Below are 15,409 nucleotides of genomic sequence, written 5' to 3'. Positions count from 1 at the left end.
TTCGGAAATGCCGAATAATTATCCGTTTTGGATAATAAAACATCCAAAACGGACATCATGTAGATACGCTGCACTTCCACGCCCCGACACTATGACAGGAGTTTCGCATGGACCGATCCCGGAAATCCGATGTGGACATTTCAAGTCGCCGGACCTCGAACCCAGCGCAGGACAAATCTGGAAAGCGGATGAACGCCACGAGAGGAGATAGCTTCAGCGCGCCGGTATCGCCACAGGCGAATGCCGATACGCTGGACATGCTCGATTTCCTCAACGAGATGAACGACGAGCTCGAAGGCGCGCTCGATGTCATCGGTCCGAACCCGCATCTGCGGATGGCCCTGCATCTTCTGAACGGCCATTTCACCGGCAAGACTATCACGCCCACCGCGCTCATCGGGGCGAGCCGCGTGCCCTACGCGACGGCGACCAGGCGCATGAGCGAGATGATCGAGGCCGGGCTGATCGAGAAGCGCGCGCGCAATCGGACAGGCAAGAGCTTCTCCATGCATCCGAGCCAGAAATTGCTCGACGAATGGCTGCAGTTGTCGGGACGCCTCCATCGCCTTGCCGATCTGCGTTTCGGCGGCGCGCACCGCTCGCGCGAGACGCAGGATTACTATTTCGGCGGCAGTTATGCGTCGGCACATTCGATTCCCGCGCTGAGCGTTCTGTCCGAACCGCTCAAGCTGTCGGGCGGCCTGCGTGTGCTGGTGCATGGCGATCCGACGTTCATGGTCATGGAGAGCCTCAAGCAGCAATTCGAACAGGTGATCGGCGCGCAGATCAGCCAGCGCGCCTTTTCCATCGACCGTTTGCGCGTCGAGGCGCTTCGCAATTCGGAGCGGAGCGTCAGCCGATACGACATCATCGCCGTGGACCTGCCCTGGATCGGGGAATTCGCGGAAAAGAACGTGCTGATGCCGCTCGATGCCGTGATGGACCCCGAGCGCGTCGATCCCGCCGACTTCCATACAGCCGGCTGGCAGGCGGCACATTGGGGCGGGCGTGCCTATGGCGTGCCGGCCCAGACGACGCCGGAGCTTTTGTTCTATCGCCGGGACATGTTCGCCAAAGCCGGGCTCGAGCCGCCGACCTCGACCGATGAATTGCTCCATGCCGCGCGGACCCTCAACGAGCCGCGCCGCCGCCGCTACGGCATCGCCTGGAACGCCGCGCGTGGCACCGCGCTAGGGCACACGGTCCTGATGACGTTCGCTGATTTCGGGCAGCCTGTCCTCGACCTGCCCGAGATTGCAGGCGGCTACGGCACCGCGCATCTCGCGCGCGGGGAATATCGCGCGACGATCGATACCGAGGCCGGGCTTCAGGCGGCCGAATTCCTGCGCGAGCTGCTGGACTATTCGCCGCCCGATATCCTCTCGATGTCCTGGTATGAGCGGGTTCGCCCCTACGCGGCAGGCACCGTGGCGATGGCCTATGGCTATACGCTGCTCGCGCCGTATTTCGAGCTCGACGAGATGTCGCCCGCGAACGGGCAGACGGGCTATCTGCCGCATCCCGCTGGGCCGGGCGGACGCCAGATCGCGCCGGTGGGCGGCTACGTGCTCGGCATTCCGGCCAATCTCGCACCGGAGCGGATACCCGCCGCGGTCGAAGCCCTGTCGGTCTTCACCTCGCCCAGCGCGCAGAAGCTATACGTGCAGAATGGTAGCCGGACCAATCCGCGCTATTCCGTCGGGGCCGACCCGGATGTGCGCCGCACCTCGCCGATCTTCGAGGCGATCGACCAGATGTCCTGGCGGGATGAATTGCAGTTCTGGCCGCGCCCCCCTGTGCCCGAGATCAACGAGATCATCCGCATCTGCGGCGAGGAATTCCACGACATGCTGCGCGGGCTGAGCTCCCCGCGCGAGACGCTGCAAAAGGCGCAGGGGCGTGCAGATGCGCTGATGCGACCCGGCCGGGACCCATAGTTCAAGGAGGAGAGATCATGGACCCCAATCGCCTGAAAGGTAAGAATATTCTGATCACCGGTGCCGCGCGCGGCATGGGTTCGGCCAATGCGGAGGCCTTCGCGGCCCAGGGTGCGAATGTCTGCCTTGGAGATCTCGACGGGGCCGAGGCCCAGAAAGTCGCCGACGCGATCAATGCGGCCGGAGGCGGCAAGGCGATCGCGGTCAAGATGGATGTCACCAAGCGCGAGGACAACGCCGCCGCCGTCGCCGCGACGGTCGAGGCGTTCGGCTCGATCAATGTCGGGCTCTTCAACGCGGGCCTCAACAAGCCCCGGTTCTTCATGGATATCGATGAAGCCAATTGGGACATGATCATGAACGTGAACACCAAGGCGATGTGGCTCGGGATGCAGGAAGTCGCCCGCCAGATGATCGCGCAAGGCCCGATGGAGGATCATCCCTACAAGCTGATCAACGTGGGCTCGATCGCCTCGCGCAAGCCACTCATCGACGTGACCGTCTACTGCACCTCGAAATACGGCTGCCTCGCGCTGACGGAATGCGGCGCGCTTGGGCTCGCCGAGCACAATATCACCGTCAACGGCTACGCGCCCGGTGTGGTCGTCACCCCGCTTTGGGAGCAACTCGACAAGGATCTCGTCGAGATCGGCTTCAAGGCACGCGAGGGGCAGGCCTATGACGACATCGTCGACAGCAATCTCGTGATCAAGCGGGTCTCCTACCCCAAGGACATCATCGGCACCGCCTCGTTCCTGGCCTCGGATGACAGCGATTACATGACCGGCCAGATGATCTCCATCGATGGCGGCTGGGTCACGAAGTAACCGATCAAACACCTGATTTTCATGGAAAAAGGGCACGTGTCTGCGTGCCCCGGAGGAGTTATCCAATGTCACGCGCCCTGATGCCGAACCTGCTCACGCCGCAAGATCTCGAGCCCAATTGGCAATGGGAGGCCAAGCTGCCCTCCCCCGGCCATATGTCGGTCGATTTCGAGCGCCGGATCGACCACGACCGCCTGCGCCGTTACCGGCTGGCGCGCACCCGCGAGTCGCTGAAGGCCTCGCAGGCCGGCTCGCTCCTGCTCTTCGACGTCAACAACATCCGTTATGTGTCGGCCACGAAGATCGGCGAATGGGAACGGGACAAGATGTGCCGCTTCTGCCTGCTGACGGGCGACGATTCTCCGTATGTCTGGGACTTCGGCTCTGCCGCGGTGCACCACCAGAAATACTCCGACTGGCTCGAGCCCGATCATTGCCTCGCAGGCGTCGTGGGCATGCGCGGCACGATCCCACCCGAGTTCGGCCTGATGAAGAAATACGCCAAGATGATCGCGGAACTGATCAAGGACGCAGGGATGGCCGATATGCCGGTCGGGGTCGACTACGCCGAGACCGCGATGTTCCACGCGCTACAGGAAGAGGGCATCAAGGTCGTCGACGGCCAGCAGATCATGCTCGGCGCGCGCGAGATCAAGAATTGGGACGAGATCCAGCTTCTGACGCAGGCCGCATCCATGGTCGATGGCGTTTACCACATGATCTACGAAGAGCTGAAACCCGGCGTGCGGGAGAACGACATCGTCGCGATGTCGAACAAACTGCTCTACGAGATGGGCTCGGACGATGTCGAGGCGATCAACGCCATCTCGGGCGAGCGCTGCAACCCGCATCCGCACAACTTCACCGACCGGCTGATCCGTCCCGGTGACCAGGCGTTCTTCGATATTCTCCAGTCTTATCAGGGCTATCGGACCTGCTATTACCGCACCTTCAACGTCGGCCGTGCGACGCCTGCACAGAACGACGCCTACGTGAAGGCGCGCGAATGGATCGACGCCTCGATCGCGATGATCAAGCCGGGGGTCTCGACCGACAAGGTGGCCGAGGTCTGGCCAACGGCGGAATCACTGGGCTTTCCAAACGAGGATGCGGCCTTCGGCCTGCAATTCGGTCACGGGCTCGGCCTTGCGCTGCACGAGCGCCCGATCATTTCCCGCGCGGTCAGCCTCGATCACCCGATGGAGATCCAGACCGGCATGGTCTTTGCGCTCGAGACCTATTGCCCGGCGGCAGACGGGTATTCGGCCGCGCGGATCGAGGAAGAGGTCGTGGTGACCGAGACGGGCTGCGAGGTCATCTCGCTCTTCCCGGCAGAAGAGCTGCCGATTGCGAACCGGTACTGACATGGGCACTCCGTTCGACCTGACAGGCCGCCGTGCCCTTGTCACCGGCGGCGCGACGGGCATCGGCGAGGGCATTGCCCTCGGCCTTGCCGCCGCCGGTGCGGACGTGGCGCTGACCTATCGCAGCCACGCCCCGGAAGAGACCACCGCGAAGATCGAGGCACTCGGGCGCAAGGCCGCCGCCGTGAAGGCCGATTTCACCGGAATGGATGAGGCTGCCGCAGAGGAGGTCACGGGCTTTGCCGCCGACGCGCTCGGCGGGCTCGACATCCTGGTGAACAACGCGGGCATCATCCATCGCGAGGACTCGACCGATATGCCGCTCGACGAGTGGCGGCGGGTCATCTCGGTCAATCTCGACGCCGTCTGGCTGATGAGCCAGGCTGCGGGGAGGCGCATGGTGGCTCAAGGCTCAGGCAAGATCGTGATCGTCTCGTCGGTGCTTGGCTCGCAAGGGGGCTTGCGCGTCCCCGCCTATGCCTCGTCGAAACACGCCGTGATCGGGCTGACCCGGGCGCTCTGCAACGAATGGGCGCCGCTCGGCGTCAATGTGAACGCCATCGCGCCGGGCTACACCGCCACCGACAATACACAAGCCCTGCGGGACGATCCCGAGCGCTCGAAGGCGCTTCTGGACCGGATACCCGCCGGGCGCTTCGCCGATCCATCGGAAATGGCCGGAGCCGCCGTGTTCCTGGCATCGGATGCCGCAAGCTATTGCCACGGCAGCGTTCTGACCGTCGATGGCGGCTGGCTCGCGCGTTGAGGAGGAAATGACATGACTGAAATCATGACCGGAAAAACCGCGCTCGTCACAGCAGCGGGCGCAGGCATCGGACGCGCCTCTGCCCAGAAGCTGGCGGCGCTCGGGGCCAATGTCATCGCGACCGATATCGACGGCGATGCCGTCGCGGATCTGGCGAAGGGCAACGACCGGATCACGGCGCACAGGCTCGACGTGCTGGACGCGGAGGCCGTGGCGGCGCTCGTTGCGGACAATCCGGGCATCGACATCCTGGTGAATTGTGCGGGCTGGGTGCATGACGGCACCATCCTCGATTGCGACGAGAAGGTCTGGGACCGTTCTTTCGCGCTCAATGCAAAAGCTCTCTTTCGCCTCACCAAGGCTGTGATCCCCGGTATGCGCGAGAAGGGCGCTGGCTCCATCGTGAACATCGCCTCCATCGTCTCCAGCGAGAAAGGCGCGCCGCGCCGCTTCGCCTATGGGGCCTCGAAAGCGGCGATCATCGGCATGACCAAGTCGATTGCCGCCGATTTCGTGAAGGAAGGCATCCGCTGCAACGCGATCTGTCCCGGCACGGTGCAGAGCCCCTCTCTCGAGGACCGTCTGCGGGCGACGGGCGATTTCGAAAAGGCGCTCGCCGCCTTCAAGGATCGCCAGCCGATGGGACGGCTCGGCACGCCCGAGGAGATCGCCGAGATGGTCGCCTACCTTGCCAGTGACATGGCCGGCTTCACCACCGGCCAGGCCTTCGCGGTCGATGGCGGCTGGTCGATCTGATGCGTCTCGATCGGGCGGCCTCAATCGACGATCTGCGCCTGATGGCGAAGCGCCGGATCCCGCGCTTCGCGTTCGATCTCGTCGATGGTGGCGCCGAGAACGAGCGCAACCTGCGCCGCAACGCCGAAGCCTTCGACGAGGTCGAGCTGACGCCGCGCTACATGCGCGACGTGGGCCGGATCGACACGAGCGCGCGTTTCCTGGAGCGCGACTACGCCCTGCCCTTCGGCATGGCCCCGATCGGCATGCTCAACGCGTTCTGGCCGGGCGCGGACGTGATGATCGCGCGGCTCTGCAAGCGCGAGAACATTCCGTACGTCGCGAGTTCAGCCGCCTCCACGCGGCTGGAGGATCTTGCGAAGGCCGCGGACGGTAACGGCTGGTTCCAGCTCTACGTCTCGGCCGATGCGGATGTCACCGAGAGCCTGATCGCACGCGCCGAAGCGGCGGGCTTTGACACGCTCGTCGTCACCGCCGATGTGCCCGCCGCGGGCAAGCGCGACCGAGACATCCGCAACCAGCTTGCCGTGCCGTTCAAGTTCACGCCCGAGGTGGTGCTGCAATGCGCGATGAACCCGCGCTGGGCCCTCGCAAGCCTCGCGGCCGGCACGCCGAACATCGCCAATTATGCCGACCTTCTGAAAGCCGCGACGTCCTATGCCGATGTGCAGAAAACGCTCATCACCCCCGGTTTCACCTGGGAGGCGCTCAAGACGCTGCGGGGCCGCTGGACAGGCAAGTTGCTCGTGAAAGGCATCCTGCATCCCGAGGATGCGCGTCTTTGTGCCGAGATCGGTTGCGACGGGATCGTGGTGTCGAATCACGGCGGCCGGCAGGTCGCCTTCGGGCCCGCGACGATCGACGCGCTGCCCGCGATCGCGGCGGAAGTCTCTGGTAAGATCGCGATCGCGCTCGATAGCGGTGTGCGGCGCGGAGCCGATATCTTGCGGGCCAAGGCGCTCGGAGCCGACTTCGTCTTTGCCGGGCGCGCGCTGGCCTACGGCGTCGGCGCGGGCGGCGAGGCGGGGGCCAAGCGCGCGGTGGATATCCTCACGCTCGAGATCATCCGCGCGCTCGGGCAGCTCGGAGTGCCCGATTTCCGCGATGTCGGCCCGGCGCAACTGACACCTCCACGCACGGAAGCACGCACCGCCTGAGCCCTCATCCCGCGCGCGCCTGCGATCACTATCCGGGCACCTCCCTTTCACTCAAACCGGAATTGGCCCAAATACGGGCGCGTGTGCCGACGCGCGCACCCGTATACGATACCGACATCTTGCCGTGCTCATAAACGGCAAACAAAAGGTGTAAGGCATGGCCGAGCAACGCAAACCGCTGGACTTCAACGACGATCGCGGGGCGTCCCGCTCGACATGGATCGCGGCCGCCCTCGTCGTGGTGATCGTGGGCTGGATGGGCAGCGGCTTCGTTCTGCCTTCCGAAACTCCACAGCCGGCAACGGACGACGACGGCGCGATCGCGCCGGTCGCGGTGACGGTCACTCGATCCACGCCCGAGCCAGTCACCCTGTGGTTCCAGGCCGAAGGCCAGGCGCTGCCCGATCGCGACACGTCGATCCGCGCCGAAGCCTCTGGCGACATCGCGGAGGTCTTGCACCGAAAGGGCGACGATGTCTCCGAAGGGGCGACCATTGCCCGTTTGTCGGCAGAGAGCGCGGAAGCCGATCTGACCCGTGCCCGCGAAGAGCGCGCCCGCGCCCAGCGCGAATTCGACAATGCGTCAGCGCTGCTCGAACGCGGCGTGGCGACCGCTGATCGCGTCAGCCAAGCGCGTGCGACACTGGCCGCCGCGAATGCATCCGTTGCGCAGGCAGAACAAACGCTCGACAATCTCGACATTTCCGCACCCTTCGCGGGCCGGCTCGAGACGCTGTCGCTTGACGTCGGCGAGTATATTCAAGCCGGAACCGAGGTCGGACGCATCGTCGACAACCGCCCCTTGACGGTCGCAATCCAGGTGCCGCAACAATCGCTGCGCCGCCTGGACAACGGCCAGCCCGCCACGGTCAGCTTCATCACCGGAGAGGAGCGCGAGGGCACGGTCAGCTTTGTCGGCACTTCCGCCAGTTCGGAGACCCGCACCTTCCTGACGGAAGTCGAGGTGCCCAATGCCGATGGCGCGATCCCGGCCGGAATCTCGGCCGAGGTGCGTATTCCGACAGGCGAGACGCAGGCGCATTTCGTGCAACCCTCCACGGTGTCGCTCGACCCCGAGGGACGCCTCGGCGTGAAGACCGTCGACGCGGACAACCGAGTTGTCTTCCATCCAATCGAGATCGTCCGCGCGGAAATCGGCGGCATCTACGTCACCGGACTTCCCGAGGAGGCACGTGTCATCACCGTCGGGCAAGGGTTCGTCAACGAAGGGGAAGTCGTGGCCCCGAGGCCCGCATCCGACGACCGGGCCGAACAGACCGCGCAGGGAGGGTGAGCCATGAACGCCCTGATTGACGCCGCCTTCTCGCGAAGCCGCGTGGTCCTGATGGCGCTGATGATGATCCTCGGTGTCGGGGCCTATGCCTACGTCTCGATTCCGAAAGAGGCCAATCCCGAGGTGCCGCTGCCCCTTGTCTACGTCTCGACCAGCCTGGAGGGGATCAGCCCTTCGGATTCCGAGCGCCTGCTCGTGGAGCCGATGGAAACGGAGTTCGCGTCGATCTCGGGGCTCGAGACGATGGAAAGCCACGCCTCCGAGGGCTTTGCCAGCATCCAGCTCGAATTCACGCCGGGCGGCGATACCGACGAGGCGCTCGACAAGGTCCGCGAAGCCGTGGACCGCGTGGAGAGCGATCTGCCCGAAGATGCCTCCGACATCGTCATCACCGAGATAAATACCGCGCTCTTTCCCGTCATCACCGCCCTGATTTCCGGCCCGGTGCCGGAACGCACGCTCAACGACATCGCCGAAGAGGCGAGCGAGGAGGTCGGCGGCTTACCCGGCGTACTCGAGGTCGATGTGGGCGGCGCGCGCGACGAGTTCCTTGAAGTGCTGATCGATCCGACGGTCTTCCAGACCTACAATCTCAGCTTCGACGAGCTCATTAACCAGCTCCAGCGGAACAATCGGCTGATCGCGGCCGGTGCCATCGAGACAGGTGGCGGCCGCGTCGTTCTCAAGGTGCCGGGTCTGATCGAGGATCTCGAGGATGTCATGGACATCCCGGTGAAGGTGCGCGGCGACGCGGTCGTCACCTTCGAGGATGTCGCGACGATCCGGCGGACCTTCCAGGATCCAACCGGTTTTGCCCGGATCGACGGGCAGCCCGCCCTCGCCCTCGAGGTCACGAAGCGCTCGGGCGCGAACATCATCGACACGGTCGCCGCCACCAAGGCCAAGCTTGAAGAGCTGCGCGCCGAATGGCCCGACAGCGTCGAGGTGACCTACCTCCAGGATCAGTCTGAACAGGTTGAGACGCTGCTCTCCGATCTCGAGGCCAATGTCATCGCCGCGGTCATCCTCGTGATGATCGTCGTGGTCGCCGCGCTTGGCGGGCGCTCCGCCATCCTCGTGGGCCTCGCCATTCCCGGCGCGTTTCTTGCGGGCGTCAGCGCGCTTTGGGTGATGGGATACACGATGAACATCGTCGTCCTGTTCTCGCTGATCCTCGTGGTCGGCATGCTGGTCGACGGGGCGATCGTAACCACCGAGCTTGCGGACAGGCGCTTGCAGGAGGGTGCATCGCCGAAAGACGCCTATGCCCATGCCGCCAAGCGGATGGCCTGGCCGATCATCGCGTCGACCGCGACCACGCTCAGTGTCTTCTTCCCGCTCCTTTTCTGGACGGGGATGGTCGGCGAATTCATGAAGTTCCTGCCGATCACCGTGCTTCTGACGCTCTTCGCCTCGCTCTTCATGGCGCTCGTCTTCATCCCGGTTCTGGGCGGGCTGATCGGCAAACGCCAGCCGCAGACCGGCGCGGCCAAGCGCGCGCTATACGAGGCAGAACATGGCGATCCGCGCCGCATGGGCGGATTGACCGGGCTCTACACGCGCCTCCTCGAGCGAGCGATCCTGCGGCCGGGCGCGACAGTGCTTCTGGCCTTGGCCCTGCTCCTCGGCGGCTTCGGGATTTACGGCCAGTTCGGCAAGGGCCTGACGTTCTTTCCCTCGGTCGAGCCCGAGTTCATGCAGGTCCAGGTGCGCGCACGGGACAATTTCTCGATCTACGAGCGCGACCGCCTCGTTCGGCAGGTCGAGGAACGCATCCTGCCTTACGACGAGGTCGAGACGCTATATGCGCGCTCCACCATGAGCGGGGGCCAGGGCGACGAGGAAACGATCGGCACGCTTCAACTCGAACTGACGGAATGGGACGAGCGGCGTCCCGCGGCCGAGATCGGCGAAGACATCCGCCGGGACGTTGCCGATATCGCCGGGATCGATGTGCAGGTGCAGACCGAAAGCGGGGGGCCGACCAGTGGCAAACCCGTCAGTTTGGAGATCGCCGCGCGGAACCCGGCCGTTCAGGCCGAGGCGGTCGAGGAGGTCCGTTCTCTCATGGAGCAGATCGGCGGCTTCACCGATGTCACCGACACGCGCCCCCTGCCCGGCGTCGAGCTCTCCATCCTCGTCGACCGGGCTGAAGCCGCGCGCTACGGCGCGGATGTCAGCCTTCTCGGCCAGGCGGTTCAGCTTCTCACGCAGGGCATTGCGGTCGCCGATTACCGACCCGACGATGCCGACGGGGAGCTCGATATCCGCGTGCGCTTCCCGGCTGAAGAGCGGTCCCTGTCCGAACTCGGAAATCTGCGCGTGCCGACCTCCGCCGGCCTCGTGCCGATCTCGAACTTCGTCACGTTCGCGCCGTCCGAGCGCACCGGCACGATCACCCGCATCGACGAGCAGCGCGTCGTGACCATCGAGGCGAATGTCGCGCCGGGGCTTCTGGTCAACGATCAGATCACGGCGCTTCAATCGGCGCTCGGGAACACGGAGTTGCCCGAAGGCGTCAGCTATAGCTTCGCGGGCGAATCCGAGGATCAGGCCGAGACAATGGTCTTCCTGATGGGCGCCTTCATCTCTGCGATCCTTCTGATGCTCGTGATCCTCGTTCTGCAGTTCAACAATTTCTACCAGGCTTTCGTCGTGATGAGCGCCATCGTCTTCTCGATCGCGGGTGTTCTACTGGGGCTGATCGTGACCGGGCGTCCCTTCGGCGTCGTGATGGGCGGGATCGGCGTCATCGCCCTGGCCGGGATCGTCGTGAACAACAACATCGTGCTGATCGACACCTTCAACGACCTGAAGAAGGCCGGAATGGCCCCGCGCGAGGCAGCGCTCAGGACCGGGGCACAACGTCTGCGGCCGGTCCTGCTGACCTCGATCACGACAGCCCTCGGACTGATGCCAATGGTCTTCGGGATGAACCTGAACTTCTTCACGCGGGAGATCGTGTTCGGTGCGCCCTCGACGCAATACTGGACCGAGCTGTCGAGCGCGATTGTCGGCGGCCTCGTAGTCGCGACGCTGCTGACGCTGGTCGTGACGCCGGCCATGCTCATGCTGGGGGAGCGTCGACGTCTGAAACGGGAAAAAGCGCCTGTGCAGGGTGCGCCGCAGCCTGCGTGAGGTGAGCCAGGACCACTCTCCGAGACCATAAAAATTTGCAGCATGGCCCCCTAGATCCTTTCACCGAGGCTGGGGCCACAGCATCAGGCCAGAGAAGGAGGCCGTCATCCGCTTTTCCATCGCCATCGCCCTGATCCTCGTCCTCTCGGCCGTGGGTCTCACATACGAGATTGCCGCGGGTCGCGTCCTCGCGCCCTTCTTCGGCACGTCTCTCCTGACTTGGACGACCGTGATCGCGACCGTTCTGGGCGGGTTCTCCCTCGGCAGCGCGCTCGGCGGCATCGTGGCAGAGCGGCCACGCGCGGAGGCCTTGCGGAATGTACGTCACGCGCTAATCGCGACGGCAGTCTTGATGGCCGCGTCCCCGGCACTCCTCGGGCTTGTCCATGCGCTGGGCGCGCGCGGCACCGGCGGCATGATGGCAAGCGTCGTGATCGTCTTCTTCCCCGCCTCGGTCTTCGTGACCCTGCCGTCGCCGCTTTTGGCGAAACTGGCGATCGAGGCGCGGCCCGGCCGGGAGGGATCCTCTCTCGGGTTCGTGCTGGCCGCCGGATCTGTGGGCGCGATCTTCGGGGCGATCCTCGCCGGGTTCGTGACCCTGCCGCTGATCGGCTCGACGGCGACTTTCGCCGCCTGCGGGGCGCTCGCTCTCGCCTGCCTGCCATTCCTGCGCGATGGCGCGCAGGGAAATGCGGGCGTGACGGTGGCCGCCGCGGGATTTGTCGGCTTCGCCGGTCTCGCGGGCGCGCCGGTCTGCCAATACGAGTCCGGTCTCTCCTGCCTGCACGTGGTGGAGCGCGGCGCAGAGGTACGCCTCGTCTCCGACGGCACGGTGCAGGCGGCCGAGCGCGTGATACCGGGAGAGCGCGAGGATGACGAGATCGAGATGGCGCTCAGTTACACCGACTGGCTCTGGGCGCGCATGGATCGCGATCTTGGCCCCGACCCTTCTGTTCTGTTCGTGGGTGGCGGCGGCTACACCTTGCCCACGAAGCTGCTGGCCTCGCGCCCTGAAGCGCAGGCTGTCGCGGTGGAGATCGACCCATTGGTGACGGAGGTCGTGCAGCGCCGCATGCCGAGCGCGGGCGCCATGATCGCGCGAACAGGCTATGACGTCTCGGACGGCCCCGGCCCCGAGGATCGCCTCGGCATCGCCCATGCGGACGGGCGCGTTTTTCTCAACGAGACCGATCTCCGCTTCGACGCGGCGGTCATGGATGCGTTCTCGTCAGGCTCCGTTCCCGCGCACCTGGTTACACGAGAGACCTTCACCCGCCTCAGGGACATCGTGCGCGGCCCGGTCTACGTGAACATCCTCGACAGCCCCGATGGCCGCCTCGCGCGCGGCACAAACGCGGTTCTGAGGGACGTATACGAACATGTCGCGGCCGTGCGTGGTCAGGTCAACGCCAGGGGCCGGACCAACATCCTTTTCGTCGCCTCCCGCGCGCCGCTCGAGCCATTGCCGACTCTACCCGAGACTTACGAAGTCGCGGATATCAGCGAGGCCCGCGTCTTCACCGATGATCGCGGCTGGATTGGACACCGCTAACCCGGAGCGAACCTTCACTCGACGACCACCAATCGCACGTTCTCGTCGTGGCAGCGCCGCACGATCTGCTGATCGGGATCGGTATCGGTGTAGAGCGCCGCGAGATCCGACACCGAGGCGACGCGGACCGGTGCCTTGCGGCGGAACTTGGTATGATCTGCGACAAGGAAGACGCGCCGCGACTGCTCGATGATCGTCCGGGTGACGCCGACCTCGTGCATGTCGAAATCGAGGATATCGCCTTCTTCGTCGATCGCCGAACAGCCGATGACCGCGATATCGAACTTGAACTGGCGGATCGTCCGCTCGGTCAGATCGCCGGTCAGGCCGCCATCCGCGCGGCGCAGCGCGCCCGCCGTGACGACCACCTCGCATTCGGGATTGCGCGCGAGCGTCACCGCGACATTGAGGTTGTTGGTCACCGCAAGAATGTTGCGATGCGCGAGCAGCTTTTCGGCGACAGCCTCGGTGCTCGTGCCGATATTGAGGAAGATGGAGCAATCGTTCGGGATCTCAGAGGTGCAGGCGCGCGCGATCGCGGCCTTGCCCTCGGCGTTGATGCTGCGACGGTCCTCGTAGCCGATATTCGTCGTGCCGGACGGCAGGACAGCCCCGCCATGCACCCGCTCGAGCCGACCCAGATCGGCCAGGTCGCTGAGATCCCGGCGGATGGTCTGAAGCGTCACGCCGAAATGCTCCGCCAGTCCCTCGACGGTGACTTTGCCTTCGCGGCGGGCGATCTCGAGGATCTCTGGATAGCGGATTGACTGCGACACGGGCACACGCGTTTTGACTGCCACCATTGTTCCTTGATGTTCGCTTTTGTCAATAAATTGAATCCCCTCTATCTTCGAAAATGGGAATTTCACGTAGATTCAGTCAATTAGGGCGCCTTCGCCTCTCACAAAGCCAACCCTGGCGACCAAAAACGAAAAAAAAAGAAGATTTTCGCTTTCCAAGAGCGCTGCCATTCGTTAGGACTCAGCGTTGAACGCAAGCTGGGTTTGGGAGGACGCAGTGGCCCGGGGGGATCCGACATTCGACCTCTTCGTCATCGGCGGCGGCATCAATGGATGCGGCATCGCGCGTGACGCTGCCGGGCGCGGCCTGTCCGTCGGGCTGGCCGAGATGGGCGACCTGGCATCGGCCACGTCTTCAGCCTCGACCAAGCTGTTCCACGGTGGCTTGCGGTACCTTGAGTATTTCGAGGTCAGGCTCGTGCGCGAGGCGCTGGAGGAGCGCGAGACGCTTCTCAAAGCCATGCCGCACATTTCCTGGCCGATGCGCTTCGTGCTGCCTGTGCATCGCGACATGCGCTTCGAGGGCTCGACGCCGATGTCGAAGCTCCTCTCGACGGTGATGCCCTGGATGAAGGGTCGCCGCCCCGCCTGGCTGATCAGGGCCGGGCTCTTCCTCTACGATCATCTGGGCGGCCGGAAGATCCTTCCCGCGACGAAGACGCTCGATCTGCGTTCGTCACCCGAGGGTGCGCCGCTCGACGACCGGTTCGAGACGGCCTTCGAGTATTCCGATTGCTGGGTGGAGGATTCCCGCCTCGTGGTCCTGAATGCGCGGGATGCCGAAGCGCGCGGCGCCGAGATCCTGCCGCGCACGAAAGTCGTCTCGGCGGAGCGGACAGACGCGCTCTGGCGCATCATGCTGGAGGACGACGCGGGTCGTCGCGAGGTCTTCGCCAGGGCCTTGCTGAACGCAGCCGGGCCCTGGGTCGGAGACGTCATTCGCGATACGATCCATGCCGAGAGCCGCGAGAAGACGCGGCTTGTCCGGGGCAGCCACATCGTCACGCGGCGGCTCTTCGATCACGAAAAGTGCTATTTCTTTCAGGGACGTGACGGACGCATCATGTTCGCCATCCCTTACGAGCGCGACTTCACTCTGATCGGCACGACCGACCAGGAACATACGAATGCCGAAAGCCCCGCGGAATGCACCGAAGCCGAACGCGACTACATGATCGACTTCGTGAACACCTACCTCAAGGAGCCGATCTCCGCCGAGGATGTCGTCTGGTCCTATTCGGGCGTGCGCCCGCTTTATGACAACGGCGCGAGCTCGGCCTCGGCTGCGACGCGGGATTACACGCTGAAGGTCGAGGCCGAGGGCGGTGCGCCGGTCCTGCACGTCTTCGGCGGCAAGATCACCACCTATCGCCGGCTCGCCGAAAGCGCGATGCAGGAGCTGTCGCCCTATTTCGACGGCTTGCCGGGCGCATGGACCGCAGGCGTGGCCCTGCCCGGCGGGCAGTTCCCGGTGGATGGGGTAGAGGCGCTGACATCGGCCCTCCGCCGCGACTTCCCGTTCCTGACGCCCGAGTGGGCCGGTCGGCTTGTCCGGGCCTATGGCACCGAGGCGCGCGAGATGCTGGGCGCGGCCGCGACGAAAGAAGACCTCGGTCGGGATTTCGGCGCGACGCTCAGCGAAGCCGAGGTCGCCTGGCTCATGGATCGCGAATGGGCACGCCGGGCCGAGGACATCGTCTGGCGCCGCACCAAGCTTGGACTGAGACTCGACAAGGACCAGGTCGCGGCGCTCGATGCCTTCATGGTCGCACGGGCAGACGAACGAAAGCTCGCGGCCGAATGAGGGCGCGCGACAGG

General features: G+C 64.8%; 11 protein-coding genes. 10 read left to right on the top strand and 1 reads right to left on the bottom strand.

The features are described from left to right. Positions 1-188: 188 nt before the first annotated feature. The 9 genes from FIU91_RS06545 (at position 189) to FIU91_RS06505 (ending at position 12,791) form a co-directional block, all read left to right on the top strand. Positions 189-1,937, top strand: a complete 1,749-nt coding sequence (locus FIU91_RS06545; RefSeq protein WP_152461878.1) for an ABC transporter substrate-binding protein — start codon at positions 189-191, stop codon at positions 1,935-1,937. Between the two features lie 17 nt (positions 1,938-1,954). Next, positions 1,955-2,764, top strand: a complete 810-nt coding sequence (locus FIU91_RS06540) for an SDR family NAD(P)-dependent oxidoreductase (protein WP_152461877.1) — start codon at positions 1,955-1,957, stop codon at positions 2,762-2,764. Between the two features lie 65 nt (positions 2,765-2,829). Further along, a complete protein-coding gene (locus tag FIU91_RS06535) occupies positions 2,830-4,128 on the top strand; it encodes a Xaa-Pro peptidase family protein (RefSeq protein ID WP_093013925.1) in 1,299 nt (432 codons plus the stop codon). Between the two features lies 1 nt (position 4,129). Further along, complete coding sequence (locus FIU91_RS06530; protein ID WP_152463666.1) at positions 4,130-4,894, top strand: glucose 1-dehydrogenase; 765 nt, start codon at positions 4,130-4,132, stop codon at positions 4,892-4,894. 12 nt (positions 4,895-4,906) lie between these two features. Beyond that, positions 4,907-5,650, top strand: a complete 744-nt coding sequence (locus FIU91_RS06525; protein WP_152461876.1) for an SDR family oxidoreductase — start codon at positions 4,907-4,909, stop codon at positions 5,648-5,650. Then, entirely contained in the window at positions 5,650-6,807 is a 1,158-nt protein-coding gene (locus FIU91_RS06520; protein WP_254702054.1) for an alpha-hydroxy acid oxidase, read from the top strand. Before FIU91_RS06525 ends, FIU91_RS06520 begins: the two co-directional genes overlap by 1 nt. A gap of 157 nt (positions 6,808-6,964) precedes the next feature. After that, a complete protein-coding gene (locus FIU91_RS06515; RefSeq protein WP_152461874.1) occupies positions 6,965-8,101 on the top strand; it encodes an efflux RND transporter periplasmic adaptor subunit in 1,137 nt (378 codons plus the stop codon). A 3-nt stretch (positions 8,102-8,104) separates the two neighbouring features. Next, a complete protein-coding gene (locus tag FIU91_RS06510) occupies positions 8,105-11,239 on the top strand; it encodes an efflux RND transporter permease subunit (protein WP_152461873.1) in 3,135 nt (1,044 codons plus the stop codon). Positions 11,240-11,390: 151 nt separating this feature from the next. Next, positions 11,391-12,791, top strand: coding sequence for a fused MFS/spermidine synthase (locus FIU91_RS06505; RefSeq protein WP_254702053.1), 1,401 nt, complete (start codon positions 11,391-11,393; stop codon positions 12,789-12,791). A gap of 14 nt (positions 12,792-12,805) precedes the next feature. Here FIU91_RS06505 and FIU91_RS06500 read toward each other — a convergent pair whose 3' ends face one another. Further along, positions 12,806-13,567 (bottom strand): DeoR/GlpR family DNA-binding transcription regulator, encoded by a 762-nt coding sequence (locus FIU91_RS06500; protein ID WP_093014026.1) that lies wholly within the window; start codon positions 13,565-13,567, stop codon positions 12,806-12,808. Between the two features lie 241 nt (positions 13,568-13,808). On the opposite strand from FIU91_RS06500, the gene glpD reads away from it, so the two are divergent. Next, complete coding sequence (gene glpD / locus FIU91_RS06495; protein ID WP_152461871.1) at positions 13,809-15,395, top strand: glycerol-3-phosphate dehydrogenase; 1,587 nt, start codon at positions 13,809-13,811, stop codon at positions 15,393-15,395. Positions 15,396-15,409: the final 14 nt, after the last annotated feature.

Origin of the sequence: Roseivivax sp. THAF30 (genome assembly GCF_009363575.1) — a bacterium.
Classification (GTDB): Bacteria; Pseudomonadota; Alphaproteobacteria; order Rhodobacterales; family Rhodobacteraceae; genus Roseivivax; species Roseivivax halotolerans.
The sequence above is the reverse complement of the archived record's forward strand: the minus strand, read 5'-3'. Positions and strand labels throughout refer to the sequence as shown.